General features: G+C 69.5%; 27 protein-coding genes. 23 read left to right on the plus strand and 4 right to left on the minus strand.

Annotated elements, in window-relative coordinates:
• The first annotated feature begins 17 nt into the window (after window positions 1-17).
• The 3 genes from lepA to hemW all read left to right on the plus strand — a co-directional run bounded on the left by lepA (window position 18) and on the right by hemW (window position 3,920).
• Window positions 18-1,871: a translation elongation factor 4 gene (gene lepA / locus DCE93_RS06620; protein WP_108595185.1), complete on the plus strand. Its 1,854-nt coding sequence runs from the start codon at window positions 18-20 to the stop codon at window positions 1,869-1,871.
• A 157-nt stretch (window positions 1,872-2,028) separates the two neighbouring features.
• Window positions 2,029-2,667 (plus strand): DUF1990 family protein, encoded by a 639-nt coding sequence (locus tag DCE93_RS06625; protein ID WP_108595186.1) that lies wholly within the window; start codon window positions 2,029-2,031, stop codon window positions 2,665-2,667.
• 2 nt (window positions 2,668-2,669) lie between these two features.
• On the plus strand, window positions 2,670-3,920 hold the full coding sequence (gene hemW / locus DCE93_RS06630; protein WP_108595187.1) for a radical SAM family heme chaperone HemW: 1,251 nt from the start codon (window positions 2,670-2,672) through the stop codon (window positions 3,918-3,920).
• On the opposite strand, the gene DCE93_RS06635 is transcribed toward hemW, so the two are convergent.
• Window positions 3,904-4,284, minus strand: a complete 381-nt coding sequence (locus DCE93_RS06635; protein ID WP_108595188.1) for a DUF4870 domain-containing protein — start codon at window positions 4,282-4,284, stop codon at window positions 3,904-3,906. The genes hemW and DCE93_RS06635 overlap by 17 nt on opposite strands.
• A 137-nt stretch (window positions 4,285-4,421) precedes the next feature.
• Window positions 4,422-4,835 carry a DUF4870 domain-containing protein gene (locus tag DCE93_RS06640; RefSeq protein WP_108595189.1) on the minus strand — a complete coding sequence of 138 codons (414 nt, stop codon included), beginning with the start codon at window positions 4,833-4,835 and terminating at the stop codon, window positions 4,422-4,424.
• 191 nt (window positions 4,836-5,026) lie between these two features.
• Between DCE93_RS06640 and hrcA the strand changes: the two genes are divergently transcribed.
• The 13 genes from hrcA (at window position 5,027) to leuA (ending at window position 18,379) form a co-directional block, all read left to right on the plus strand.
• Window positions 5,027-6,049, plus strand: a complete 1,023-nt coding sequence (gene hrcA, locus DCE93_RS06645; RefSeq protein ID WP_108596637.1) for a heat-inducible transcriptional repressor HrcA — start codon at window positions 5,027-5,029, stop codon at window positions 6,047-6,049.
• A gap of 55 nt (window positions 6,050-6,104) precedes the next feature.
• On the plus strand, window positions 6,105-7,205 hold the full coding sequence (gene dnaJ / locus DCE93_RS06650; RefSeq protein ID WP_108595190.1) for a molecular chaperone DnaJ: 1,101 nt from the start codon (window positions 6,105-6,107) through the stop codon (window positions 7,203-7,205).
• A 12-nt stretch (window positions 7,206-7,217) separates the two neighbouring features.
• Window positions 7,218-7,952, plus strand: a complete 735-nt coding sequence (locus tag DCE93_RS06655; RefSeq protein ID WP_108595191.1) for a 16S rRNA (uracil(1498)-N(3))-methyltransferase — start codon at window positions 7,218-7,220, stop codon at window positions 7,950-7,952.
• Between the two features lie 24 nt (window positions 7,953-7,976).
• Window positions 7,977-8,339 (plus strand): HIT domain-containing protein, encoded by a 363-nt coding sequence (locus DCE93_RS06660; protein ID WP_108595192.1) that lies wholly within the window; start codon window positions 7,977-7,979, stop codon window positions 8,337-8,339.
• A 109-nt stretch (window positions 8,340-8,448) separates the two neighbouring features.
• Window positions 8,449-9,465 (plus strand): PhoH family protein, encoded by a 1,017-nt coding sequence (locus DCE93_RS06665; protein WP_235825293.1) that lies wholly within the window; start codon window positions 8,449-8,451, stop codon window positions 9,463-9,465.
• Window positions 9,466-9,487: 22 nt separating this feature from the next.
• Complete coding sequence (gene ybeY / locus DCE93_RS06670) at window positions 9,488-9,949, plus strand: rRNA maturation RNase YbeY (RefSeq protein WP_108595194.1); 462 nt, start codon at window positions 9,488-9,490, stop codon at window positions 9,947-9,949.
• A 1-nt stretch (window position 9,950) separates the two neighbouring features.
• Window positions 9,951-11,267 carry a hemolysin family protein gene (locus tag DCE93_RS06675; protein WP_108595195.1) on the plus strand — a complete coding sequence of 439 codons (1,317 nt, stop codon included), beginning with the start codon at window positions 9,951-9,953 and terminating at the stop codon, window positions 11,265-11,267.
• On the plus strand, window positions 11,245-12,153 hold the full coding sequence (era, locus tag DCE93_RS06680; protein ID WP_108595196.1) for a GTPase Era: 909 nt from the start codon (window positions 11,245-11,247) through the stop codon (window positions 12,151-12,153). Before DCE93_RS06675 ends, era begins: the two co-directional genes overlap by 23 nt.
• A gap of 88 nt (window positions 12,154-12,241) precedes the next feature.
• Entirely contained in the window at window positions 12,242-13,432 is a 1,191-nt protein-coding gene (locus DCE93_RS06685; protein ID WP_244284260.1) for a sensor histidine kinase, read from the plus strand.
• Window positions 13,429-14,100, plus strand: coding sequence for a response regulator (locus tag DCE93_RS06690; RefSeq protein WP_108595198.1), 672 nt, complete (start codon window positions 13,429-13,431; stop codon window positions 14,098-14,100). The genes DCE93_RS06685 and DCE93_RS06690 overlap by 4 nt, the downstream gene beginning before the upstream one ends.
• 99 nt (window positions 14,101-14,199) lie before the next feature.
• A complete protein-coding gene (locus DCE93_RS06695) occupies window positions 14,200-14,961 on the plus strand; it encodes an ABC transporter ATP-binding protein (protein ID WP_108595199.1) in 762 nt (253 codons plus the stop codon).
• Window positions 14,961-16,358, plus strand: coding sequence for an ABC transporter permease (locus DCE93_RS06700; protein WP_108595200.1), 1,398 nt, complete (start codon window positions 14,961-14,963; stop codon window positions 16,356-16,358). The genes DCE93_RS06695 and DCE93_RS06700 overlap by 1 nt, the downstream gene beginning before the upstream one ends.
• A gap of 245 nt (window positions 16,359-16,603) precedes the next feature.
• The gene (leuA, locus tag DCE93_RS06705; RefSeq protein ID WP_108595201.1) at window positions 16,604-18,379 is read left to right on the plus strand and encodes a 2-isopropylmalate synthase; all 1,776 of its coding nucleotides are present in this window, start codon (window positions 16,604-16,606) and stop codon (window positions 18,377-18,379) included.
• A gap of 78 nt (window positions 18,380-18,457) precedes the next feature.
• On the opposite strand, the gene DCE93_RS06710 is transcribed toward leuA, so the two are convergent.
• On the minus strand, window positions 18,458-19,117 hold the full coding sequence (locus tag DCE93_RS06710) for a trimeric intracellular cation channel family protein (protein ID WP_108595202.1): 660 nt from the start codon (window positions 19,115-19,117) through the stop codon (window positions 18,458-18,460).
• Window positions 19,118-19,212: 95 nt separating this feature from the next.
• On the opposite strand from DCE93_RS06710, the gene recO reads away from it, so the two are divergent.
• The 4 genes from recO (at window position 19,213) to DCE93_RS14900 (ending at window position 21,691) form a co-directional block, all read left to right on the plus strand.
• Window positions 19,213-19,950, plus strand: a complete 738-nt coding sequence (gene recO / locus DCE93_RS06715) for a DNA repair protein RecO (protein WP_108595203.1) — start codon at window positions 19,213-19,215, stop codon at window positions 19,948-19,950.
• Window positions 19,947-20,756 carry an isoprenyl transferase gene (locus DCE93_RS06720; protein WP_108595204.1) on the plus strand — a complete coding sequence of 270 codons (810 nt, stop codon included), beginning with the start codon at window positions 19,947-19,949 and terminating at the stop codon, window positions 20,754-20,756. The genes recO and DCE93_RS06720 overlap by 4 nt, the downstream gene beginning before the upstream one ends.
• 144 nt (window positions 20,757-20,900) lie before the next feature.
• The gene (locus tag DCE93_RS06725) at window positions 20,901-21,566 is read left to right on the plus strand and encodes a DsbA family oxidoreductase (RefSeq protein WP_108596638.1); all 666 of its coding nucleotides are present in this window, start codon (window positions 20,901-20,903) and stop codon (window positions 21,564-21,566) included.
• Complete coding sequence (locus DCE93_RS14900; RefSeq protein ID WP_268876772.1) at window positions 21,563-21,691, plus strand: hypothetical protein; 129 nt, start codon at window positions 21,563-21,565, stop codon at window positions 21,689-21,691. Before DCE93_RS06725 ends, DCE93_RS14900 begins: the two co-directional genes overlap by 4 nt.
• A 17-nt stretch (window positions 21,692-21,708) precedes the next feature.
• On the opposite strand, the gene DCE93_RS06730 is transcribed toward DCE93_RS14900, so the two are convergent.
• The gene (locus DCE93_RS06730; protein WP_108595205.1) at window positions 21,709-22,185 is read right to left on the minus strand and encodes an aminoacyl-tRNA deacylase; all 477 of its coding nucleotides are present in this window, start codon (window positions 22,183-22,185) and stop codon (window positions 21,709-21,711) included.
• A gap of 92 nt (window positions 22,186-22,277) precedes the next feature.
• On the opposite strand from DCE93_RS06730, the gene dusB reads away from it, so the two are divergent.
• The 3 genes from dusB (at window position 22,278) to dnaG (ending at window position 26,639) form a co-directional block, all read left to right on the plus strand.
• A complete protein-coding gene (dusB, locus tag DCE93_RS06735; RefSeq protein ID WP_108595206.1) occupies window positions 22,278-23,435 on the plus strand; it encodes a tRNA dihydrouridine synthase DusB in 1,158 nt (385 codons plus the stop codon).
• 2 nt (window positions 23,436-23,437) lie between these two features.
• Window positions 23,438-24,694, plus strand: a complete 1,257-nt coding sequence (locus tag DCE93_RS06740) for a deoxyguanosinetriphosphate triphosphohydrolase (RefSeq protein WP_108595207.1) — start codon at window positions 23,438-23,440, stop codon at window positions 24,692-24,694.
• Window positions 24,695-24,767: 73 nt separating this feature from the next.
• On the plus strand, window positions 24,768-26,639 hold the full coding sequence (gene dnaG / locus DCE93_RS06745; protein WP_108595208.1) for a DNA primase: 1,872 nt from the start codon (window positions 24,768-24,770) through the stop codon (window positions 26,637-26,639).
• Window positions 26,640-26,777 lie beyond the last annotated feature (138 nt).

Here is a 26,777-nt window from a genome sequence, read left to right on the forward strand (position 1 = left end):
ATGGGAGAATCGACAGGATGTCCCCGAGAGCCACGAACCCGCCGGTGCCCGCTGCCACCGACCCCGCGCTGATCCGCAACTTCTGCATCATCGCGCACATCGACCACGGCAAGTCGACGCTGGCCGACCGCATGCTCGGCATCACGGGCGTGGTGAGCGACCGCGACATGCGCGCGCAGTACCTCGACCGCATGGACATCGAGCGCGAGCGCGGCATCACGATCAAGAGCCAGGCCGTGCGCATGCCGTGGCAGGTGGGCGACACCTCCTATGCGCTCAACATGATCGACACCCCCGGCCATGTCGACTTCAGCTATGAGGTCTCCCGCTCGCTCGCAGCCTGCGAGGGTGCGATCCTGCTCGTCGACGCGGCGCAGGGCATCGAGGCGCAGACCCTCGCGAACCTCTACCTCGCGCTCGAGAACGACCTCGAGATCATCCCCGTGCTGAACAAGATCGACCTGCCGGCCGCCGACCCCGAGAAGTACGCGAAAGAACTCGCCGACCTCATCGGCGGCTCGCCCGACGACGTGATGAAGGTCTCGGGCAAGACCGGCGTCGGCGTCGAAGACCTGCTCGACCGGGTCGTCGAGCGCATTCCGGCCCCGGTCGGCAATGCGGATGCCCCGGCGCGGGCGATGATCTTCGACTCGGTGTACGACAGCTACCGCGGCGTCGTCACCTACGTGCGCATGATCGATGGCCACCTGAACCCGCGCGAGCGCATCCAGATGCTCTCGACGAAGGCGACCCACGAGATCCTCGAGATCGGCGTGAGCTCGCCCGAGCCGACCCCGTCGAAGGGGCTCGGCGTCGGTGAGGTCGGCTACCTCATCACCGGTGTGAAAGACGTGCGCCAGTCGAAGGTCGGCGACACCGTCACGACCGCGGCGAAGCCCGCCACCGAGGCGCTGCCCGGCTACACCGAGCCGCTGCCGATGGTGTTCTCGGGTCTCTACCCGATCGACGGCAGCGACTACCCCGAGCTTCGCGAGGCGCTCGACAAGCTGAAGCTGTCGGATGCCGCGCTCGTCTACGAGCCCGAGACCTCGGTCGCGCTCGGCTTCGGCTTCCGCTGCGGATTCCTCGGCCTGCTGCACCTCGAGATCGTCACCGAGCGCCTGCAGCGCGAGTTCGGCCTCGACCTCATCGCCACCGCACCGTCGGTGGTCTACGAGGTCACGACCGAAGACAAGAAGACGGTCACGGTCACGAACCCGAGCGAGTTCCCGACCGGAGCGAAGATCGTGGAGGTGCGCGAGCCCATGGTGCGCGCGGCGATCCTCGCGCCGAAAGACTACGTCGGCACGATCATGGAGCTCTGCCAGTCGCGCCGCGGCTCGCTCATCGGCATGGAGTACCTCGGCGAAGACCGGGTCGAGATCCGCTACAACATGCCGCTCGGCGAGATCGTCTTCGACTTCTTCGACCAGCTGAAGTCGAAGACCGCAGGCTACGCCTCGCTCGACTACGAGCCCACGGGCGACCAGGCGGCCGACCTCGTCAAGGTCGACATCCTGCTGCAGGGCGAGCAGGTCGACGCGTTCAGCGCGATCGTGCACCGCGACAAGGCGTACGCCTACGGCGTGCTCATGACGGGGCGGCTCCGCGAGCTCATTCCGCGCCAGCAGTTCGAGGTGCCGATCCAGGCCGCGATCGGTGCCCGCATCATCGCGCGCGAGTCGATCCGCGCGATGCGCAAAGACGTGCTCGCCAAGTGCTACGGCGGTGACATCAGCCGCAAGCGCAAGCTCCTCGAGAAGCAGAAGGAGGGCAAGAAGCGCATGAAGATGGTGGGCCGCGTCGAGGTTCCCCAAGAGGCGTTCATCGCCGCGCTCTCGGGCGACACCGAGAAGAAAGACAAGAAGTAGCCGCACCCCGAGTCGAGGCGTCGTCACGCTCGGCACGGCGTTCCGATCGGCAGAGCGATCACAGGTGACGTCCGTAGAATCGACGGATGCCTGCCGCACGCATGACTCGCCAGAGGTGCGCGCACGGTCGGCGCAGCACCACAGGAAAGGCCCACCGATGACCCGACGCAGCACCTTCACCGATCAGTCGGTCACCTACGGCGCCATCGGGGCGACCCTCGCACCCGATCTGCTGCGCTACCCACCGGCCGGCTACCGGCCCGCCGAAGACACCGTGCGGCTCGGTTCGGGCGTCGAGCGCTTCGAGCGTGCGGCCGAATCGCTCATGACGTGGGGAATCCAGCGCGGCTCGGGCTTCGAAGTGACGGATGTCTCGGCCGGCACGGGTGCGCAGTACCCCGGCATCGTCTACGGTGCCGACGGTTCGCCGCTCACCGAGCAGCCCGCCCCCCGCACCGAAGAGCGCTTCGGCGCCGATGGCACGCCGTACATCACGGCCGGCATGACCGCGACGCTCGAGCGCAAGCGGCGCTTCGGCAGCGAGACGACGCCGGTGCTCGTCGTCTACGTCGTAGACGAACCCGATCGCATCGGATTCGCCTACGGCACGACGGCCGTCGGCCCCGAGAACGGCGAGGAGTCGTTCATCCTCGAGCGCCGCGACGATGACACGGTGTGGCTCACGATCCGATCGATCCTCGCGACGTCTGGCATCGGCGCCGGGGCACGGCGCAAGCGCCGGCGGGAGCTCACGAAGCTCGAGCTGCGTGCGTTGCACCCCGCCGGCGGCGTCTAACCGTGGCATCCGCTCTGCCGCTCGGCGACCCGGCGCCCGCCGACGGACTCCTGCCCGCCTCGGCCGCCGTCGGAGCCGAGGATCGTGCGTTCGGCGTGTACATCCACGTGCCGTTCTGCCGGGTGCGCTGCGGCTACTGCGACTTCAACACCTACACCTCCGATGAGCTCCGCGGTGCCAGGCAGGTCGACTACGCCGACCACGCGATCGCCGAGATCCGGATGTCGCGGCAGGTGCTCGAGGCATCCGCTCTGCCGGCCCGACGGGCGTCGACGGTCTTCTTCGGCGGCGGCACGCCGACCCTGCTGCCGGCCGACGACCTCGTGCGCATGCTCGGCGCCGTGCGCGACGAGTTCGGCTTCGAGCAGGGAGCCGAGGTCACGACCGAGGCGAATCCCGACTCGGTCGGGCCCGATGATCTCCTTCGCCTGGCCGCAGGCGGTTTCACCCGCGTCTCGTTCGGCATGCAGTCCGCCGTGCCGCACGTGCTCGCCGCGCTCGACCGCACGCACGACCCGGCACGGGTGCCGCTCGTCGTCGGGTGGGCGCGAGACGCGGGCCTCGACGTCAGCCTCGACCTGATCTACGGCACGCCGGGCGAGTCGCTCGTCGATTGGCGGCGGAGTCTCGACCAGGCCCTCGCGCAGGAACCCGATCACCTGAGCGCCTACGCGCTCATCGTCGAAGACGGCACCAAGCTCGCCCGGCAGATCCGGCGCGGTGAGCTCGCCGCGCCGTCAGACGACCTCGAGGCCGACATGTACGAGCTGGCCGACGAGCTGCTCGCCGCCGCGGGCTATGAATGGTACGAGGTGAGCAATTGGGCGAGGGATGCCTCGCACCGCTCGCGCCACAACCTCGGCTACTGGCGGGGCGACGACTGGTGGGGAGTGGGTCCCGGTGCACACAGCCACGTCGGCGGCGTGCGCTGGTGGAATGCGAAGCACCCCTCGGCCTACGCCGACCGGGTCACCGCGGCGGTCTCGCCGGCGGTCGGCCGCGAGGTGCTCGATGCGCCGACCCGGGAGACCGAGCGGGTGCTCCTGCTCACCCGCATCCGCGAGGGCATCGACATCGCCTCATTGCACACGGGTGGTCGCCATGCGGTGGCGGGGCTCATCGCCGACGGCCTCATCGACGCGAAAGCCGCCCTCTCGGGAGTGTTGACACTCACCAGAACAGGGCGGCTCCTCGCTGACGCCGTGGTCAGGCGTCTGCTCGACGAGTCGTCGGAACTCAGCTCACGAACTTGATCGCGAGCGGGTAGACGTAGGGCTGGCCCTGGTTGGCCTTCACCGCGGCGATGATGCTGAAGACGATGACGACGATGCCGATCGCGATGGTCAGGAGCCAACCGATGAGGACCAACCACAGGATGTAGCTGACCAGGTAGGCGATCGCCATGGTGATCTGGAAGTTCAGCGCGGTCGCGGTGTGCGCACGCACGAACGGGCCCCGGTCTTTCAGAACCAGGTAGCCGATCAGCGCGGGGATGAAGCTGAAGAAGATGCCGCCGATGTGGATGAGCGTCGCCCAGAGCTTCTCGTCGGAAGGACTGAGCTGGGCCCCCTGCTGGTAGGGGTTCGGCGGCGGGGGAGGCGGGGTGGCGTCGGACATGATGTCTCCTTGGTCGGATCGCCCGGAGGCGACTCTCGTTCTCGTCGCCCGACGGGCGAATGTTCGAACACTTTCATGCTGGCACAGCAGAGCGCGCCGGGCGCGGAAATCTCCCGGCGCGCTCCGCTCCTTGCGAATTACTTGATGAGGCGGATCGCGAACGGGTAGCGGTAGTGCTGCCCCTCCTTCGCCCGGAGGAACGCGATGATCGAGAGGACGACGCTGACGATCCAGGCCGCCCAGACGACGAACACGCCGATGAGGATGAACGTCAGGATCCAGCCCACGACGTAGGCGATCAGGATCGTGATCTGGAAGTTCAGCGCCTCTTTCGCCTCGGTGTTCGTGAACGAGCCGCGGTCTTTGAAGACGAGCCAGATGACGAGCGAGGGCAGGAAGCCCAGGATGCCGCCGAGGTGCGCGAACGAGCCCCACTGCACGTCTTGTTCGGGCGCGAGCGGTGCAGCGGCGACCGGCTGCGGTGCTGCAGGCTGCTGCGGGGGCGTCGGCGGAACGTTCTGGCCGGGTGCAGGGGCGTTCGGATCGGTCATGGTGCGTGCCTTTCGGGGTTCTCTGATGAACCGCGCTCGCGCGACAGGAAGATTCCTATCGGGGGGTGACTCGCGGGATACCCATAAGCTAGCGCCGCCGCCCCGCAGCCTGCAACGGGCAGGTGACGGGATGTCGCGATATGATTAGCACTCACTCAGATCGAGTGCTAAGTGCGAGAGGAGCGATGGACATGGTCTCCGAACGCAGCCTCGCCGTGCTCCGCGCGATCGTGCAGGACTACGTCGCGTCGCGCGAGCCCGTGGGCTCGAAGTCGATCGTCGAACGCCACGCCTTCGGCGTGTCGGCGGCGACGATCCGCAACGACATGGCCCTCCTCGAAGAGGAGGAGCTGATCGCCGCCCCGCACACCTCGTCGGGCCGCATCCCCACCGACAAGGGCTATCGCGTGTTCGTCGATCAGCTCACCGACATCCGCCCGATGAGCGCGGCGCAGCGGCAGGCCATCGAGACCTTTCTCGGCGAGTCGAGCGACCTCGACGAACTGCTCGCCCGCACCGTGCGGCTCATCGCCCAGCTCACCAATCAGCTCGCCGTCGTGCAGTACCCGAGTTTCGGCAGCGCACGCGTGCGGCACGTCGAACTCGTCTCGCTCGCCCCCGACCGAGTGCTCTGCATCCTCATCAGCGACTCCGGGCAGGTCGAGCAGCGGCTCGCCGAGCTCGAGCAGCCGGTCGACGAGCAGACGCTCGGGGCACTGCGATCGCGCCTGAACGAGATCGCCGGTGGCCGCTCGATGGCCGAGGCCGCCGAGGCGCTCTCCGGCGAGATCGATAACGTCGACCCGCACCACGCCGCGATGCTCCACACCCTCGCGGTGACGCTCGCCGAGCAGGCCAGGGTTCAGCGCCAAGACCGCCTCGTCGTGGCCGGTGCGGCGAACCTCGTGCGCACCGAGCAGGACTTCGCCGGCTCGATCCTCGGGGTCATCGAGGCGATCGAAGAGCAGGTGGTGCTGCTGAGGCTCTTCGGCGAGATGGCCACCGACGAGCACGCCGTCACCGTGCGCATCGGCCGCGAGAACGCCTCGTTCGGCCTCGGTGAGACCTCCGTCGTCTCGAGCGCCTTCGCGATCCCGGGTCGCGACATCTCGAGGCTCGGCATCGTCGGCCCCACCCGCATGGACTACTCCAACAGCATGGCGGCCGTTCGCGCCGTTGCTCGCTACCTCTCCCGCACGCTCGGCGAGAGCTGAACCCGCCGCCCGTCGCATCCGACCGGCATCCGGCAATCGAAAGGACAAGCCCTCCGTGGCCGACCACTACGAGGTCCTCGGCGTCTCCCATGACGCCACCCCCGACGAGATCAAGAAGGCCTACCGCCGTCTCGCGCGCGAACTGCACCCCGACGTCAACCCCGGCGCCGAGGCATCCGAGCGCTTCAAGGAGGTCACGCACGCCTACGACGTGCTCTCCGACCCCCGGCAGCGCGAGCAGTACGATCTCGGCGGCCAGGGCGGGTTCGGCGGTGGGCAGAACTTCGGCGGCTTCGGCGACATCTTCGAGACCTTCTTCGGTGCCGGCCAGCAGAGCCGGGGCCCGCGATCGCGTCGCGAGCGGGGCCAAGACGCGCTGATCAGGGTCGAGGTCGGCCTCGACGAGGTGATCTTCGGCACGCACCGCGACATCGAGGTCGACACCGCAGTGACGTGCGAGACCTGCCACGGATCGTGCTGCCAGCCGGGCACCTCGCCCGTCACCTGCGACATCTGCCACGGTACGGGCTCGATCCAGCGCTCGGTGCGGTCGCTGCTCGGCAACGTCATGACCTCCAGCCCGTGCGGCACCTGCCGCGGCTACGGCACGGTCATCGCGACGCCGTGCGTGACCTGCCAGGGCCAGGGCCGAGTGCGCGCCCGACGCACCGTGCCGGTCGACATCCCCGCGGGAGTCGACACGGGTGTGCGACTGCAGATGCCCGGGTCGGGCGAGGCGGGCCCCGCCGGCGGACCCAACGGCGACCTGTACCTCGAGATCAAGGTCAAGAACCACGAGGTCTTCAGCCGACACGGCGACGACCTGCTGTGCACCCTCGAGGTGTCGATGACCGACGCGATCCTCGGCACGACGGCCACCATCCCCGCACTCGACGGCGATGTCGAGCTCGAACTCAAGGCCGGACTCCAGAGCGGCGAGATCCTCACCGTGAAAGACCGGGGCGTCTCGAGACTGCGCGGCACCGGTCGCGGAGACCTCAAGGTCGGCGTGCAGGTCATCACGCCCACCAAGCTCTCGTCGAAGGAACGCGACCTCATGCACCAGTTCGCAGCCTCGAAGAAGTCGCCGGCGCCCGAGCTCAGCCACTTCCAGCAGGGCATCTTCGCCCGCCTGCGCGACCGGTTCCTCGGCTAGGTCGGAGCCCCGGTGAGCCACCTCTACCTCGACGAGTCCCTCGACCTGGCCGCAGTCGTGCCCGGCGGCACCGTCACGCTCACCGGCGACGAGGCGCGTCACGCCGTCACCGTGTCGAGGGTGCGAGCCGGCGAGCGCATCGCGATCGGCGACGGACACGGCGCGCTCGTGCACGGCGTCGTCGCCTCGACCGGAACGCGCGAACTCGAACTCACGGTCGACGAGGTGATCGTGCACGAGCAGCCGGTGCCGCGCATCACGCTCGTGCAGGCGCTCGCGAAGGGCGACCGCGACGAACTCGCGGTGCAGGCGGCCACCGAGCTCGGCGTCGATGCGATCGTGCCGTGGGCGGCGAGCCGTTCCGTCTCCCGATGGGAGGGGCCGAAGGCCGAGAAGGGCCGGCTCCGCTGGGCGAGCATCGTCCGCGAAGCGGTCAAGCAGTCCATCCGCGCGTGGCTGCCCGCCGTCGCACCGGTCACCACGACCGCACAGCTCCCAGACCGACTCGAAGGCCAGCGGATGCTGCTGCTCGAGCCGACCGCAACGGCGACGCTGACCGAGCTGCGGCCCGATGGGCGCGATCTGGCGCTCGTCGTCGGCCCCGAGGGCGGCATCTCACCGGCGGAGCTCGAGCAGCTCACCGCCGCCGGCGCCGAACCGGTGCGGCTCGGAGCATCCGTGCTGCGCACCTCGACGGCCGGCCCAGCCGCGATCGCCGTGCTGAATGCGGCACTCGGGCGGTGGTGAGGCATCCGTCGCTACGATGGAGGAATGACCGACTCCCGCGCAGAACCGACCGTCTTCGAGCGCATCGCCGCCCGTGAGATCCCCGCGCGGCTGGTCGCGGAGACCGACCGCGTCATCGCGTTCCACGACATCGCGCCGAAAGCGCCCGTGCATGTCGTCGTGACCCCGAAGTCGGGGGAGTACCGAGACGTCGTCGAACTCGCCGCCGGCGACCCCGATCTCCTCGCCGAACTCGTCGAAGTGGCGCACGACATCGCCGCAGAACTCGCCGACGGCGAGTTCCGGCTCGTCTTCAACACCGGCGCGACCGCCGGTCAGACCGTCTTCCATGTGCATGCGCACGTGCTTGCGGGCGGTCTCGAGGAGGCCACGCTTGCCGGAGAGTGACCCGATCGGCGATGGCGCGGCCGCGCAGGCCGCGCAGGCCGACGAGGTCGGCGCGTCCTCCCAGACCGCTCCAGCAGACGAGGAGCGGCTGAGCATCGACGGCATCGCCATGGTGCGGTTGCTCGGACCGCAGGATCGCCTGCTCACACAGGTGCAACGCGAATACCCGGGCGTGCAGGTGCACGTGCGCGGCAACGAGATCGCGATTCGAGGCGACGCCGACGGTCGCATGCACGTGCGACGCCTGATCGAAGAACTGCTCGAGCTCGTCCGCAGCGGGCAGGACCCCACCCCGACCGAAGTGAGGAGCTCGGCACGCATGCTCGACGCCGATCCCAATGCCAAACCGTCCGAACTGCTCGGGCAGGTCATCGTCTCGAGCCGAGGCAAGACGATCCGGCCGAAGACCGAGGGCCAGCGCCGATACGTCGACGCGATCGACGAGCACACCATCGTGTTCGGCATCGGCCCGGCCGGCACCGGCAAGACCTACCTCGCCATGGCCAAGGCCGTGCAGGCGCTGCAGCGCAAAGAGGTCAGCCGCATCATCCTGACGAGGCCGGCGGTCGAGGCGGGGGAGCGCCTCGGATTCCTGCCCGGCACGCTCACCGACAAGATCGACCCGTACCTTCGGCCGCTCTACGACGCGCTCAACGAGATGATGGACCCCGAGCTCGTGCCGAAGCTGCTCGCCTCCGGCACCGTCGAGGTCGCCCCGCTCGCCTACATGCGCGGTCGCACCCTCAACGACTCGTTCGTCGTCCTCGATGAGGCGCAGAACACGACGCCCGAGCAGATGAAGATGTTCCTCACCCGCCTCGGCTTCGGTTCGCAGATGGTCGTCACGGGTGACATCACCCAGGTCGACCTGCCCACCGGCGCGAGCGGACTCCGGCTCGTGACGCGCATCCTCGACCACGTCGACGACATCGAGTTCGTGCGCCTCACGAGCGACGACGTCGTGCGGCACACACTCGTCGGCCGCATCGTCGACGCCTACACCGAGTACGACCAGCGCCAGCAGGCGCAGCGATTCGAACGCGATCAGGCGCGCGAGTTCGCCAACCGCGCCGAACGGCGCGGCCACCAGGGCCCGCGCGACCACCTGCCGCGCAAGTCGAAGTGAACGAGACGGAGAGGTTCACGGCGTGAGCATCGAGATCAACAACGAATCGACGATCGAGGTCGATGAGGCCGCCATCCAGCGACTGGCGGTGTACGCGCTCGACGCGATGCACGTGCATCCCGACGCCGAGCTCGCGATCGTGCTCGTCGACGAAGGCGCCATGGAACAGCTGCACGTGCAGTGGATGGACGAGCCCGGCCCGACCGACGTGCTGAGCTTCCCGATGGACGAGCTGCGGCCGGGCACCGAAGAGTCACCGACATCGCCCGGCCTGCTCGGCGACATCGTGCTCTGCCCGCAGGTGGCCGAAGCGCAGGCCCGCACCGCGGGGCATCCGCTCACCGACGAACTGCTGCTCCTGACGGCCCACGGCATCCTGCACCTGCTCGGCTTCGACCACGCCGAGCCGGCGGAGGAGAAAGAGATGTTCGGCATCCAGCGCGACATCCTGGTCGGATTCTCCATGCAGGAGCGGCGCCGCTGACATGCAGCCCTGGCTCTTCCTCGGCGCGGCCTTCGTGCTCGTCGCGTTCGGCGGTCTCATGGCCGCCGTCGACTCCGCGATCGCCTCGACATCGCGCGCCGACGTGACCGAACTGGCCCTCGAGTCGCGCGCCCGGCGATCGCTGCTCGCGATCGCCGACGACACCGGCGCCCACGTCAACGCGGTCAACTTCATGCGCATCATCGCGGAGACGACCGCGGCCGTGCTCGTGACGCTCGCGTTCGTGTCCTTCCTCGACAACGTGTGGCTCGTGCTGCTCTTCTCCGCACTCATCATGACCGCCGTCTCGTTCGTGCTCGTCGGTGCGAGTCCGCGCAGCGTCGGCCGCGTCAACGCTGCCACGGTGCTGCGGTCGACCGCGCCGCTCGTGCACTTCCTGCGCGTGCTGCTCGGGCCGCTCGCCGGAGCCCTCGTCTCGCTCGGCAACCGGGTCACCCCCGGGCGCAACCGCTTCGCCGGTGTCTCGAGCGAAGAGGAGCTGCTCAGCATGGTCGACGAGGCGGCCGAATTCGACGTGCTCGAGGAGGGCGACCGCGAGCTCATCCACTCGATCTTCGAGTTCAACGACACCGTCGCGCGCGAGGTCATGGTGCCGCGCACCGACATGATCACGATCGAGTCCACGGCACATCTCTCGCACGCCATGGCGGTCTTCCTGAATGCTGGCTACTCGCGCATTCCGGTCATCGAACGCGACGCCGACGATGTCACCGGCATCCTCTATCTGCGCGATCTCGCCCGCCTCGGCTTCGAGCGCCCGCTCGACGCCGAGGGGCTCACCGTCGGCGAGCTCGTGCGCCCGGCGGTCTTCGTGCCCGACTCGATGAAGGCCGATGCGCTGCTGCGCAAGATGCAGCTCGAGTCGAATCACCTCGCGATGGTGGTCGACGAGTACGGCGGCATCGCCGGCCTGGTCACGCTCGAAGACGTCATCGAGGAACTCGTCGGCGACATCTCCGACGAGTACGACCGCGAGGCGGCGCAGGTCGAAGACCTCGGCGAGGGCCGGTACCGCGTCAACGCGCGACTGCCGATCGACGAGCTCGGCGAGCTGTTCGGCCTCGACATCGAAGACGAGGACGTCGACTCGGCCGGCGGATTGCTCGCGAAGGAACTCGGTCGCCTGGCGCAGCCCGGCGAGCGGGTCACGGTCTCGGGACTCGTGCTCGAGGCCGAGCGCACCGAAGGCCGTCGCAAGCGCATCTCGACGATCCTCGTCGAACGCGACCAGGCGCTCATCGACGTGCAGAGCGCGTTCGAGTCGAGCGACCCCGATGGAAGGAACAGCCGTGGCTGAGTACCGTGCCGGATTCGTCTCGTTCGTGGGGCGACCGAATGTCGGCAAGTCGACCCTCACAAACGCCCTCGTCGGCGAGAAGGTCGCGATCACGAGTTCGAAGCCGCAGACGACTCGCCGCGCCATCCGCGGCATCGTGCACCGTGAGCACGGCCAGTTGATCCTCGTCGACACGCCTGGATTGCACCGGCCGCGCACCCTCCTCGGCGAGCGCCTCAACTCACTCGTGCAGTCGACCCTCGGCGATGTCGACGTCATCGCCTTCTGCGTGCCGGCCAACGAGCCGATCGGCCCGGGCGACCGATACATCAACGAGCAGCTCGAGCAGTATCCGCGGGCCAAGAAGGTCGCGATCGTCACGAAGACGGATGCCACGTCGAAAGCCAAGGTGGCCGAGCAGTTGCTCGCGGTGTCCGAGCTCCGAGACTGGGCGGCGATCATCCCGGTCTCTGCACCACGCGGCGAGCAGCTCGACGTGCTCGTCGACGAATTGCTCGCGCTCGTGCCGGAGTCCGACCAGCCGCTCTACCCGGCCGAGACCCTGACCGACGAAGACACGAGCGAGCGCATCGCCGAGTTCATCCGCGAGGCTGCGCTCGAAGGCGTCTCCGACGAACTGCCGCACTCGATCGCCGTCACGGTCGACGACATGGTCGAGCGCGAAGACAAGGACCTGCTTGAGATCTACGCGAACCTCTACGTCGAGCGCGACAGCCAGAAGGGCATCATCATCGGCAAGGGCGGCTCGCGGCTGCGCGAGGTCGGCACGACCGCCCGCGCGCAGATCGAGGGCCTGCTCGGTCGCAAGGTGCACCTCGCGCTGCACGTGAAGGTCGCCAAGGAGTGGCAGCGCGACCCGAAGCAGCTCGGTCGCCTCGGATTCTGAGTCGCGCCGCCCGCCACAACGTACGACTCGAGGATGATTCCGCGCCATGACGGCGGCGGAGGCCGCCGAGAGCGCGTACGTTGGATCGGTGCCCAGGATCAGCCGCGCGAAGCTCACGACCGACATCGTGCTCGCGGCCGTCTTCGCCCTGGCCTGCGTGCCGTTCGCCGTGCTCGGCGGGTGGGCCGACCTCGTGCTGCTCGTCGTGTTCGCGGCGGCACTCGCGGTGCGGCGGTATTCGCCGGCCTGGTCGCTGGGCCTCGCCTGGGCGGCGGCGCTCGCCCAGATGCTCATGCTGCGCGACCTGCAGCTCTACGACGCCGCGGTGTTCGGGGTGCTCTACTCCACTGCGGCGCACGGCGGCCGGCTCGTGAAGTGGCTGGGGCTCGCGTCAGCGGGGGTGGGGGCACTGCTCGCCACCGGCTACCTCGCGGTCGTGAAGCCGCTCATCGACAATGCCGGGTTCACCGGGTCGCAAGACACGATCGGCATGCTCATGCTGACCCTGGTGCTGTTCGTCGCCTCGATCGCGGTGCTCGTGCTGTCGTGGACGGCCGGCCTACTCGTGCGCTCGGTGCGCGACACCCGAGAGGTGCGCCGCCGCGAGGAGGTAGCGAACCGCGAGCGTGAGCTCGTCGAGTACCGGTACGTCGTCGAGCAGGAGCGCAACCGCATCGCCCGCGACATGCACGACGTCGTCGCCCACTCGCTCGCCGTCGTCATCGCCCAGGCCGACGGTGCCCGCTTCGCGGCTTCGTCGCGGCCCGAGGCGGCGGTCGAGGCGCTCGGCACGATCGCGGGGGTCGCGCGCGGCGCGCTCGGAGACGTTCGACTGCTCCTCGCCGAACTCCGTCACGACGAGGCGGGCGCCCCGCAACCGGTGCTCGACGATCTCGACGGCCTGCTCGACCAGGTGCGCGCCGCCGGCCTCGACGTGCACTTCACCGAGACCGGGCTGCGGCTGCCGCTCGGCACCGGACACCAGATCGCGGTCTACCGCATCGTGCAGGAAGGTCTCACCAATGCGCTCCGCCACGGCGACGTCACCGAACCGGTGCGCCTCGAGTTCCGCTGGGACGCCGACGGTGTCGCGATCGCACTCGTGAACGCCAGGCGAGCGGATGCCCCCGCGCCCGAGTCGCACGCGTTCCGCCACGGAATCCCGGGCATGCGTGAGCGCGCCCAGCTCGCCGGCGGCACCCTGCAGGCCGAGGCCGGCGACGACGGGATGTTCCGGCTGGCCGCGCGCATCCCGGCGCAGGCTGGCAGGCCGGCGTGAACGGCATCCGGGTCGCTCTGGTCGACGACCAGGCGTTGTTCCGCGCCGGCGTGCGCATGCTCATCGAGTCCCAACCCGACCTCGAGGTCGTCGGCGAGGCGGGTGACGGCGCGGCCGCGGTCGACCTCGTACGCCGCGAACGGCCCGACGTCGTGCTCATGGACGTTCGGATGCCGGTGCAGGACGGCATCGCCGCGACCGAGCGGATCATCGCCGAGGCCGACCGCGACGGAGCACAGGCGCCTCGCATCATCGTGCTCACGACCTTCGACCTCGACGAGAACGCGGCGCGGGCGATCCGCGCGGGAGCGAGCGGTTTCGTGCTGAAAGACGCCGATCCCGAGTTCCTGCTCGCGGCCGTGCGCACGGTTCACCAGGGAAACCAGGTGATCGCCGCCGCTGCGACGAGGGCGCTGTTCGCGCATCTGGGCCGGGGGAGCGGCCGGCAGCCGGCGCCCGCGGCGTGGTCGGAGCTCACCCCGCGTGAGCGAGAGATCTTCGGCTTGGCCGCCCGAGGGCTCAGCAACGGAGAGATCGCCGCATCCGAGTTCCTCTCGGAGGCGACCGTGAAGACGCACGTCAGCCGTATTCTCGCGAAGCTCGGCCTGCGCGACCGGGTGCAGCTCGTCGTGTTCGCCTACGAGCACGAGCTCCCGCCGGTTCCGTGACGAGCGTCCGAGGCTGACGCGTGGTCATCCCAGAGGATGACGCCGAACCATCCATGCGCCGGATGCCCCGCCGCCCCCGCCGTCCGTAGCGTCGAAGTCATGCAGATCCAACCCTCTGACCTCGGCCTGATCGCCCGCGTCGCCGAACTCGGCAAGCGCTACGGAGACGGCTCGGGGGCCGTCACCGCCCTCGACGAAGTCTCGCTCGGTCTTCGCCGCGGCGAGTTCACCGCCATCATGGGCCCGTCGGGTTCGGGCAAGTCGACGCTCATGCACATCATGGCTGGCCTCGATGCGCCGAGCACGGGCCGGGTGTGGCTCGGCGACACCGAGATCACCGAACTGCCCGACTCGGCGCTCACCGTGCTCCGGCGACGCCGGATCGGCTTCGTCTTCCAGTCGTTCAATCTCGTGCCGACACTCGACGTGCGCGGCAACGTGATGCTGCCGTTCGATCTCGACGGGCGCCGACCGACCCGCGAGGAACAGGCCTGGATCGACGAGCTCTTCGACACGCTCGGCCTTCGATCGCGGATCGGGCACCGCCCGCACGAGCTCTCGGGCGGCCAGCAGCAGCGTGTCGCCATCGCGCGCGCACTCGCAACCCGCCCCGACCTCGTCTTCGCCGACGAGCCGACCGGCAACCTCGACTCGCGCACCGGTCGCGAGGTGCTCGCGCTCCTCGCGACCGCGAGCGCCCGCTACGGTCAGTCGATCGCGATGGTCACCCACGACCCGGTTGCCGCGAGTCACGCCGATCGCATCCTGTACCTGGCCGACGGTCGCATCGTGCGCGACTCGACGCGCTCGAGCGCCGAGGAGATCTCGTCGTTCATGCTCTCGATGGAGGCCGCGGCCTGATGGGCACCAGGCTGAAGGACCAATGGCCGACGCTGCTCGTCGCGGCGCTCGCGGGCACGTTCGGCGTGGCGCTGCTGCACATCACCGGGCTGCTCGCCGCAGCGATCGCCGCCGACGACGTCACCGGTGGCAGCGACACGGTCTCGCTCATGCTCGACATCGTCGCGATCGTCTTCATCGTGATCGCGATCTACGTGAGTGCGATCGTGACGGCGAACACCGTCGCGACCGTCGTCGCCGGCCGCACGCGCCTCATCGCGCTGCTGCGCCTCATCGGATCGAGCGCTCGAGCGCAGCGCACGCAGATCGCGAAGGAGGGGCTGCTCGTCGGAGTCGCGGGCGCGGCGATCGGCGTCGTGCTCGGCACCGGCATCGCCGCAGGGCTCGGGGGGATCGCCGTCGCGGGCGAGCTCATGCCGGCAGTCGAGTACGACTACCTCGACGCCATGGTCGTGCTGCCCGCGATCGCGGTCATCGTCACGACGTGGCTGGCATCGTGGGCCGGCTCGCGGCGGGTGCTGCGCGTTCGGCCGATCGAGGCGATCGGCAACGCGAACGAGCAGGATCGCGAGGAGCTCGGGCGCCGCCGCGGCCGCAACGTCACCGCGCTCGTGCTGTTCGTCGCCGGCGTCGGCATGCTCGCGGCGGGCGTCATCTGGGGGCTCACCGAACCCTACGGCGTACTGCTCGGCATGCTCGGCGGGATCGTCTCGTTCACCGGCATCGTGCTCGGCGCGCATGTCGTGATGCCCCCGGTGCTGCGCCTCATCGGCCGACTGCTCGGCAACTCGCCGGCGGCTCGACTCGCCGCCGAGAACGCGGTGCGCCATCCCGAGCGCAGCTCTCGCATGACGATCGGGCTCGTCATCGGCGTCACGCTCGTGACGACGTTCTCGGTGACCATGGAGTCGTACCGGGCGATGCTGCTCGCCGCTCAGCAGGCGCAACCCGAGGTGTACGCGGGCATCGAGGAGATGCTGAACGTCACGGTCGCGATCTTCACGGTGCTCATCGGCTTCAGCGCACTGATCGCGGCGATCGGCATGGTGAACACGCTCTCGCTCAGCGTGATGCAGCGCACGCGTGAGCTCGGCCTGCTGCGGGCACTCGGCTTCGACCGTCGGCAGTTGCGGCGGATGATCGTCGTCGAGAGCGCGGCGCTCACCCTCGCTGCGACCGCGACCGGCATCGTGCTGGGATTCGGCTACGGCTGGGCCGGGGCGCAGGCGCTCCTCGGGGGTGCGCAGGGCGAACCGGTCTTCGTGCTGCCCGGCATCCCGTGGGCGTTGTTCGGCGGGCTGCTCGTCGCGGCGGCGGTGCTGACCCTCGTCGCCTCGATCGCCCCGGCGCGGCGCGCGATGCGGGTCTCGCCGGTGGTCGCGCTCGCGGTCGACTAGGAATCCTCGCGGTCGACACGGGATCGGTGCCGCGAGGCGGCGAGGGGAACGGAACGAGTGGATGCCTCGCGCGGGCATCCGCTCGTTCCGTCATGTTGTGCGCCCGAGTGCGGGCGGTGTTAGCCTTGGCATGTGCTTCACGGCCTGCTTCTCCTTAGCTGCCGCAGCGAGTCCTAGTCTCAGGCCTCCCTCGCTGCGGAGTTCGTCGTCGGCTGAAACCCATCCGTAAGCGAGAAGAGCACCTCATGCAGAACACCCAGAAGCCGTCGTCGATGCCCGTGCATCGCTATCGCCCGTTCCACGAGCAGATCCGCGTCGAGCTGCCCGACCGCACGTGGCCCGACCGGCGCATCGAGCGGGCGCCGCGCTGGTGCGCCGTCGACCTGCGCGACGGCAACCAGGCCCTCATCGATCCGATGAGCCCCGAGCGCAAGCGCATCATGTTCGACCTGCTGGTCAAGATGGGCTACAAGGAGATCGAGGTCGGCTTCCCCTCGGCGAGCCAGACCGACTTCGACTTCGTGCGGAGCCTCATCGACGAGCAGGCGATCCCCGACGACGTCACCATCCAGGTGCTGACGCAGGCGCGCGACCACCTGATCGAGCGCACCTACGAGTCGATCGCGGGCGCGAAGCAGGCGATCGTGCACCTCTACAACTCGACGAGTGTGCTGCAGCGCGAGGTGGTCTTCCGCACCGACAAGCAGGGCATCATCGACATCGCGCTGCACGGGGCTCGCAAGTGCCGCGAGATGGAGGCGAGCGTTCCCGGCACGACCGTCTACTACGAGTACTCGCCCGAGAGCTACACCGGCACCGAGCTCGAGTTCGCGGTCGACGTGTGCAACCAGGTGCTCGAGGTGCTCGAGCCGACTCCCGAGCGCAAGGTCATCATCAACCTGCCGGCGACGGTCGAGATGGCGACGCCCAACGTCTACGCCGACTCGATCGAGTGGATGTCGCGGCACCTCGCGCACCGTGAGAACGTGCTGCTCTCGCTGCATCCGCACAACGACCGCGGCACCGCGGTCGCCGCCGCCGAGCTCGGCTACCTCGCGGGCGCCGACCGCATCGAGGGCTGCCTGTTCGGCAACGGCGAGCGCACCGGCAACGTCGACCTCGTCGCGCTCGGCATCAACCTCTTCACCCAGGGCATCGACCCGCAGATCGACTTCTCCGACATCGACGAGGTGAAGCGCACCGTCGAGTACTGCAACCAACTGCCGGTGCCCGAGCGCCACCCGTGGGCGGGCGACCTCGTCTACACCGCGTTCTCGGGCTCGCACCAAGACGCCATCAAGAAGGGCTTCGAGGCGATGGACGCCGAGGCCGAGCGACGTGGCGTCACCCTCGGCGAACTCGAATGGGCGGTTCCGTACTTGCCCGTCGACCCGCGCGATCTCGGCCGCAGCTACGAGGCGGTCATCCGCGTGAACTCGCAGTCGGGCAAGGGCGGAGTCGCCTACCTGTTGAAGGCCGACCACGCGCTCGACCTGCCGCGCCGCCTGCAGATCGAGTTCTCGGGCGTCGTGCAGGCCAAGACCGACGCCGAGGGCGGCGAGGTCTCGAGCGATGAGATCTGGCGCGTCTTCAACGACGAGTACCTGCCGGCGCCGCACGATCGCCCCGACGAGAAGTGGGGCCGCTTCGAGCTGCTGTCGCTGCGCACCGAGAGCGCGCTCGACGGCGTCGTGAACGTGCGGGTCGGCCTCCGCGACGGCGACGAGCGCGTCGAGGCCGACGCGAGCGGCAACGGCCCGATCTCGGCGTTCCTCGCCGTGCTCGGGGGCGAGGGCGTCGAGGTGCACCTGCGCGACTACGTCGAGCACTCCCTCGCCGCCGGCGGAAACTCGCTCGCGGCGGCGTACGTCGAGCTCGAGGTCGAAGGCCGTGTGCTCTGGGGCGTCGGCATCGACGCAGACATCTCCACGGCATCGCTCAAGGCGGTCGTGTCGGCGGTCAACCGCGCGATCCGCACCGCGGTGCCGTCCACGACCGAGCGCGAGGCCGTCGGGGTCTGACGAGGTCGGATGCCGCGTGCACGGTGTGCACGCGGCATCCGCACGTTCGCGGCTGCCGCGAACGGCGCCGGAGTTCGCTCAGGCTCGGCGCCAGACCTTCCAGCTGCCGAGGGCGCGCTGCTCGGGCAGGCTCCAGCCGAAGCGCACCGAACCGAGGCGGGTGAGGGTGGTCACGACGACGCAGGCCATCCCGGCGATGACGATGTTCACGCCGAGCGCGGCGAGCACGACGAGGAGCATCGCGCCGGCGGTCGCGGCGATGGCGTAGAGCGAGCCGACGTGCATGAGCGCGATGGGCAGGTTCAGGGCAACGTCGCGGAGGATTGATCCGCCGACAGCGGAGAGCACGCCGATGAACACCGCCGGCACCACGGGGACACCGTAGGCGAGCGCCTTCGACGTGCCGATCGCGCCGAACAGGCCGATCGTCACCGCGTCGAGCGCGATGATGAGCCCGTTGAGCTTCGTGAAGAGGCGCAGCAGGGCCATGCCGAGCAGGGCGGCGGCGGTCGCGATGGGCAGGTACCAGTTGCTCGAGATCGCGGCGGGAAGCTGGTTCAGCAGCAGGTCGCGCATGAGACCGCCGCCGAGTCCGACGATGACGCCGATGAGGGCGACGCCCAGCAGGTCGATGCGGCGTTCGGTCAGGCGTGCGGCGAACATCGCCCCCTGGATGGCTCCGATGGCCACGGCGACGAGGTCGAGCCAGAGGGGGATCGTGAAGAGTGCGGAGCTCACGGCACCAGTGAATCATGCGCGGTCCCCACCGGTCGGCATCCGCGCCGCGGCATCCGCTTCGCCCGGTTCGACAGCGGGGGGTGGGAGAATGAAGGGTGCCCGTGTACCGAGATGAAGCCGTCGTGCTGCGAACCCACAAGCTGGGCGAAGCCGACCGCATCGTCACCCTGCTGACCCGGGAGCACGGCAAGGTCCGCGCGGTCGCCAAGGGCGTGCGGCGCACCGGTTCGAAGTTCGGTTCGCGGCTCGAACCGTTCATGGTCGCCGACCTGCAGCTCTACGAGGGCCGCAGCCTCGACGTCGTCACCCAGGCCGAGTCGCTCGGCGCCTACGGTGCGCTCATCACGCAGGACTACTCCGCCTACACGGCCGCGAACGCCATGGTCGAGGCCGCCGACAAGCTCACCGAGGCCGAGGGCTCGCTGCAGCAGTACCTGCTGCTCGTCGGTGCGCTGCGCTCGCTCTCGCGACGTGAGCACGGTGCGAGCCTCACCCTCGACTCCTACCTGCTGCGGGCGCTCGCCCTCGCCGGGTGGGCGCCCAGCTTCCAGGACTGCGCCCGCTGCGGCAAGGTCGGCGAGCACACGGCGGTGGTCGTGCAGCTCGGCGGTGTCGTCTGCGACGAGTGCGCGCCGCCCGGCACGCCGCGCATCGCCGGCTCCACCGTGGCGCTCCTCGGCGCGCTGCTCGCCGGCGACTGGGCGTTCGCGAAGGCCTCGAGCGACCGCGATCGCGGCCAGGCCAGCGGCATCATCGCCGCGTACACCCAGTGGCACCTCGAGCGGGGCCTCCGCTCCCTGCCGCACGTATCCAGAGAGACGACCGCCCAGTGAGCCCGAAGCCCTTCACCCATCGCGACGCCGTTCCCTACCGGCCGCTCGACTGGACGGGCCTCTACCCGCCCGAGCTTCCGAAGGGCGCGGTGCCGGCGCACGTCGCCATCGTGATGGACGGCAACGGCCGCTGGGCCAACCGCCGCGGTCTCACCCGCATCGAGGGGCACAAGGCCGGCGAGGCGGCGCTGCTCGACGTCGTCGCGGGCGCCATCCAGGCGGGTGTGAAGCACCTCTCGGTCTACGCGTTCTCGACCGAGAACTGGAAGCGCTCGCCCGAGGAGGTGCGCTTCCTCATGGGGTACAACCGCGATGTGCTGCACCGCCGCCGCGATCAGCTCAACGAGTGGGGCGTGCGCATCCGCTGGGCCGGGCGGCGGCCGCGCCTGTGGACCTCGGTCATCAACGAGCTGCAGTACGCCGAGCAACTGACCGCCGGCAACGACACGCTGACCCTCACGATGTGCGTGAACTACGGCGGTCGCACCGAGATCGCCGACGCCGTGCGGTCGATCGCCGACGACGTGGCATCCGGTCGGCTGCGCCCGTCGGCCGTCTCCGAGAAGCTCATCGCGAAGCGGCTCTACGTGCCCGATCTGCCCGACGTCGACCTGTTCGTGCGCAGCTCCGGGGAGCAGCGCACCTCGAACTTCATGCTGTGGCAGTCGGCATACGCCGAGATGGTGTTCCTCGACACGTTGTGGCCCGATTTCTCGAGGGTCGACCTCTGGCAGGCCATCGAGCTCTACGCGGGCCGCAACCGCCGCTTCGGCGGTGCGGTCGATACGCCGACGACCGTCAGCTGACCGATCAGAAGGTGCGTGCGAGCCAGGCTTCGGCGGCATCGGTGACGAGCGGGCTCCGGCGTCCGAGCGTACTGATCCTGGAGTGTGACGCGGAGTGAGTCGGTTGCGGGAATACGGACCCCGATGCATCCGTTCGCATATTTCGTGAGTGAACCCATCAAGATCGACATCTGGTCCGACATCGCCTGCCCGTGGTGCTACATCGGCAAGCGCCACCTCGAGAGCGGCATCGCCTCGCTCGGCGACGAAGCACCGGAGGTCGAGATCACCTACCACTCCTTCGAGCTCGCGCCCGATACCCCGGTGGACTTCGAGGGCAGCGAGGTCGACTTCCTCGCCAAGCACAAGGGCCTGCCCGTCGAGCGGGTGCAGCAGATGCTGCAGCACGTCACGGGCGTCGCCGCAACGGCCGGGCTCGACTACGACTTGGATGCGCTGCAGCACACCAAGACGTTGAAGGCGCACGAACTGCTGCACTTCGCCAAGGAGCAGGGCCTGCAGCTCGAGTTGACCGAGCGGCTGCTGCGCGCCTACTTCACCGAGGGCCGCCACGTCGGCCGCATCGAGGAGCTCGTCGAGCTCGGAGCCGAGGTCGGTCTCGACCCCGAAGCCGCCCGCGAAGCGCTCGAGTCGGGCCGCTACGCAGCAGCCGTGCAGGCGGACATCGCTCAGGCGCAGGCCTACGGCATCAACGGGGTGCCGTTCTTCGTGATCGATGGCAAGTACGGCATCTCCGGCGCGCAGCCGGCCGAGGTCTTCGCCGAGGCGCTCACGCAGGTCGCCGGCGAGCGCGACGGGGCCGCGGCGTGAGCGAGATCGCACAGGCAGCGGATGCCGCTGAGCCCGCGCCCTTCGCGATGATCACGGGCGACCCGTCGGCGATGGTCTGCGAGGGCGACGTCTGCTCCGTCCCCGGCGCCGCGCCGACGGCCTGACGGCCCGGCGACCGCCGCTACTCGGGGTCGGAGATGTCGGCGACCGTCGCGTCGAACGCGGCGATGAGCCGGTCGGCGTCGACGAAGAGGCTGCGCCCGTGCTCGCCGGCGCCCATGGACACTCGGCGGCCCGGGATCGAGGCGTCGGCGACGACGGGCCACGCGGTGGTCGAGCCGAGGGGCGTGATCGTGCCGCGTTCGTACCCGGTCGCGGCGAGCGCGAGCGAGGCATCGGGCAATTGCAGCTTGTTCACCCCGAGGAGCGCTCGCAGCTTCGGCCACGAGATCTTGCGACCGCCGGGCACGAGGGCGAACACGTAGGTGTCGTCGCTGCGCTTGACGACGAGCGACTTGACGATGTCGGCCGGGGTGATGCCGAGCAGCTCCGCGGCCTCCTCGAGGCTGCGTGCGGCCGGGCGTTCGATGATCTCGACGTCGAGGCCGCGCGCGGCGGCATCCGCTCGCACTCGATCGGCGCCCGTGAGCTCTGCCATTCCGTCCTCCACAGCCTCGTCTTCCCGAGAATCCTAGGCGCGCGATGCCGGAACGGGCGAGCGCGCCCGGAACTCTGGGAGAATCGACGGTGATGTCCTCCACCACCACGCTTCCCGCGGGCCCGCTGACGATCGGCGGCATCGCCCTCGACGTGCCCGTCGTGCTCGCCCCCATGGCGGGCATCACGAACACCGCGTTCCGCCGCCTCTGCCGCGAGTTCGGCGCGGGTCTCTACGTCAGCGAGATGATCACCTCGCGCGCGCTCGTCGAGCGCACCCCCGAGTCGATGCGACTGATCACCCACCACGAGTCCGAGACGCCGCGGTCGATCCAGCTCTACGGCGTCGACCCGAAGACCGTGGCCGAGGCGGTCACCATGCTCGTCGCCGAAGACCGGGCCGACCACATCGACCTGAACTTCGGATGCCCCGTGCCGAAGGTCACCCGCAAGGGCGGGGGAGCCGCGCTGCCATGGAAGAGCGGGCTCTTCCGCGACATCGTCGAGGGTGCGGTGAAGGCCGCCGGCGACATCCCGCTCACCGTCAAGATGCGCAAGGGCATCGACGCCGACCACCTCACCTACCTCGAGGCCGGCCGCATCGCCGAGGGCGCCGGCGTCGCCGCGGTCGCGCTGCACGCCCGCACCGCCGCCGAGTTCTACTCCGGCGAGGCCGACTGGTCGGCCATCGCCAAGCTGAAAGAGACGGTCACGAGCGTGCCGGTGCTCGGCAACGGCGACATCTGGTCGGCCGACGACGCGCTCCGCATGGTCGCCGAGACCGGCTGCGACGGTGTCGTGGTGGGGCGCGGCTGCCTCGGCCGGCCGTGGCTCTTCGGCGACCTCGCGGCGGCGTTCCGCGGCGAGCACCGCACGGCCCGCCCGTCGCTCGGCGAGGTGGCGCAGACGTTCCGCCGGCATGCCGAACTGCTCACCGAGTTCTTCGACAGCGAAGAGCGCGGGTGCCGCGACATCCGCAAGCACGTCGCCTGGTACTTCAAGGGCTACCCGGTGGGCGGCGACCTGCGGGCGCGTCTCGCGACCGTCGAGTCGCTCGACCAGCTCGACGAGCTGCTGGGCACGCTCGACTGGTCGATGCCCTACCCCGGCGAGGGTGCAGAGGGTCCGCGCGGGCGCGCCGGCACGCCGAAGAGCCCGTCGCTGCCCGAGGGCTGGCTCGACTCGCAAGAGCTCGCCGGGCACGACCGGGTCACCCTCGTCGACGCCGAACTCGACACGAGCGGCGGCTGAGCGTGCGCGAACGACTCTTCGGGGGCTACGAGGCCACCGACACCGAACGCTGGCTCCCCGAAGAGCACTCCTCGAGGCGCAGCGACTTCGCGCGCGACCGCGCCCGGCTGCTGCACTCGAGCGCGCTGCGACGGCTCGCCGCGAAGACTCAGGTGCTGAGCCCCACGGCCGGCCTCGATTTCGCCCGCAACCGTCTCACGCACTCGCTCGAGGTGGCGCAGGTCGGCCGTGAGCTCGCCGCGAGCCTCGGGCTCGACCCCGACGTCGTCGACACCGCGTGCCTCGCGCACGACCTCGGGCACCCGCCCTTCGGGCACAACGGCGAGAAGGCGCTCAACAGCTGGGCCGCCGACATCGGCGGCTTCGAGGGCAACGCGCAGACGCTGCGACTGCTCACGAGGCTCGAACCGAAAGTCTTCGGGCCCGATGGGCGCAGCTACGGGCTGAACCTCACCCGCGCGAGCCTCGACGCCAGCTGCAAGTACCCGTGGCCCGAGGCGACGAGCGTGGCCGACCCCTCGGGCCGGGCCAAGTTCGGCTTCTACCAGGGCGATGTCGAGGTGTTCCGGTGGCTCCGCGCGGGCGCTCCCGAACGCCGGCTCTGCATCGAGGCGCAGGTCATGGACCTCTCCGACGACATCGCCTACTCGGTGCACGACTTCGAAGACGCCGTGGTGAACGGCTACATCGACGTGGCCGCACTCGGTGCGCGCGTCGACCACGAGAGCCTCGTCGTGTCGATGTACGAGTGGATCGGCGGTTCGATCACGCACGACGAGCTCATCGCCGCCTTCGATCGTCTCGATTCGCTCGACGGCTGGCTCGACACCTGGAGCGGCAGCCGCCGCGACCAGGGGCGGCTCAAGAACCTCACGAGCCAGCTCATCGGCCGCTTCGCACGCGCCGCGACCTCGGCCACGAGGGCGGCGTTCCCGCTCGCGAGTCTCATCCGGTTCGACGCCGACGTGATCGTGCCGCGCGAGATCCAGGCCGAGATCGCGGTGCTGAAGGGCATCGTGGCGGCGTACGTGATGTCGAAGAACACCCGGCAGCCGATCTACCACCAGCAGCGCGAGGTGCTCACGTCACTGGCGACGGTGCTCTTCGAGTCGGGCGAGCAGCATCTCGATGCCGGCTTCGCCGAAGACTGGAGCGTCGCGGCCGACGACACGGCTCGCAAGCGCGTCGTCGTCGACCAGGTCGCCAGCCTCACCGACCAGTCGGCCCTCGCCTGGTACGAGCGACTCGTGCAGCGGTGATCCCCGGCCGTCGCGCGACATCGCGTGCCCGCCTCCGGCCGTCGACCGCCTGCGGCGAACTAGGATGAGAGCCATGGCGGGCCGAATTCGACAGAGCGATGTCGATGAGGTGAAGGCCCGCACGAACATCGCCGACATCGTCGGCGAGCACGTCAGTCTCAAGTCGGCGGGCGTCGGCTCGATGAAGGGCCTCTGCCCCTTCCACGACGAACGCAGCCCGAGCTTCCACGTGCGACCCGGCCTCGGCTACTACCACTGCTTCGGCTGCGGTGAGTCGGGCGACGCCTACACGTTCCTGCAGCGCATGGATCACGTGTCGTTCACCGAGGCCGTCGAGCGGCTCGCGGGCCGCATCGGCTTCGAACTCCACTACGAAGACGGCGGCCAGGCCTCCGATCACGGCAACCGGGCCAGACTCCTCGCCGCCAACCAGGCCGCCGCCGAGTTCTTCGTCGAGCGCCTGGGCTCGCCCGAAGCCGAGGTCGGCCGCCGGTTCCTCGGCGAGCGCGGCTTCGATGCCGAAGCCGCCCGTCGCTTCGGCGTGGGCTTCGCGCCCAAGAGCTGGGACGCGCTCACCGGCCACCTCAAGGCCCGGGGGTTCACGACCGATGAGCTCGCGGCATCCGGTCTCGTCTCGCAGGGCGACCGCGGCGTCTACGACCGGTTCCGCGGCCGGCTCGTGTGGCCGATCCGCGACGTCACCGGCCAGACCGTCGGCTTCGGCGCTCGGCGACTGCTCGACGACGACAAGGGCCCCAAGTACCTGAACACCCCCGAGACGGCGATCTACCACAAATCGCAAGTGCTCTACGGGCTCGACCTCGCCAAGCGCGACATCGCGAAGACCCACCGGGTCGTCGTCGTCGAGGGCTACACCGACGTCATGGCCTGCCACCTCGCCGGGGTCACGACCGCGATCGCGACCTGCGGCACCTCGTTCGGGGTCGACCACATCAAGGTGCTGCGCCGGGTGCTCGGCGACGACTCGGGCGTCGGCGAGGTCGTGTTCACCTTCGACGGCGATGCCGCCGGCCAGCAGGCGGCGATGCGCGCCTTCGGCGAAGAACAGCGCTTCGCCGCGCAGACGTTCGTGGCGGTGGCGCCCGATGGGCTCGACCCGTGCGACCTGCGTCTGGCGCGCGGCGACGCCGCGGTGCGCACGCTCATCGACTCACGCACGCCGTTGTTCGACTTCGTGATCCGGCACACCCTCGCCCGCTACGACCTCGAGACCGTCGAAGGCCGGGTCGCTGCACTCCGGGCGGCGGCACCGGTGGTCGCCGAGATCCGCGATCCCGCGATGCGACCCGGGTACACACGCGAACTCGCCCGCATGCTCGGCGTCGAGCTCGGCGAGGTCACCCGGGCGGTGCGCTCGGCGTCGAGCCGGCCGAAGCAGGCGGGCGAGCGAGGCACCCAGCCCGCGGCATCCCGAACCGAGGCCGACCAGGCGGCGGATGCCCCCGAGCGCCCGTTCTCGATCACGCAGTTGCCGGGCGACCCCGCCACGAGGCTCGAACGCGACGCGCTCCAGGCGATGCTGCAGTACCCCGATGCCGTCGGAGACGAGTTGCTGCGGCACGCGGTCGACAGTCGCTTCGGCAATCCGTCGCTCGCCGTGATCCGTGACGGCATCGCCTCGGTGCTCGCCGCGCCCGATCCTGCCGTGCGGGTCGATCGTGTCATCGCCGAGGTGCCGGCGCCGTTCGCCGGGCTCGTGCAACAGCTCGCGGTGGCACCGGTGCCGCAGCGCGTCGAGGGCGAGCTCAGCGCCTACGTGCAGGCCGTCGTGAGCGCGCTCGTCGATCGCGAGCTGCTGCGGCAGAAGTCCGAGTTGCTCGGGCGTCTGCAGCGCACCGACCGCACCGACCTCGCCGCCTACGGCGCATTGCAGCGCGCTCTCGTCGAGATCGAGGCCGAGCGGCGCTCGCTCAGGGCTGACTGAAGCTTCTGCACGAAAAGCCCTTCTGATGCGTGTCCCTTGCGCGGAAGGTTGCAGATCAATAAACATTCGGCCGTCTTCGAGTACGACCCTGCAAGATCCTCGGCCCCGTGTGCTAGGTCTGGGGGATACGACAACACG

Origin of the sequence: Agromyces badenianii (assembly GCF_003070885.1) — a bacterium.
Taxonomy (GTDB): Bacteria; Actinomycetota; Actinomycetes; order Actinomycetales; family Microbacteriaceae; genus Agromyces; species Agromyces badenianii.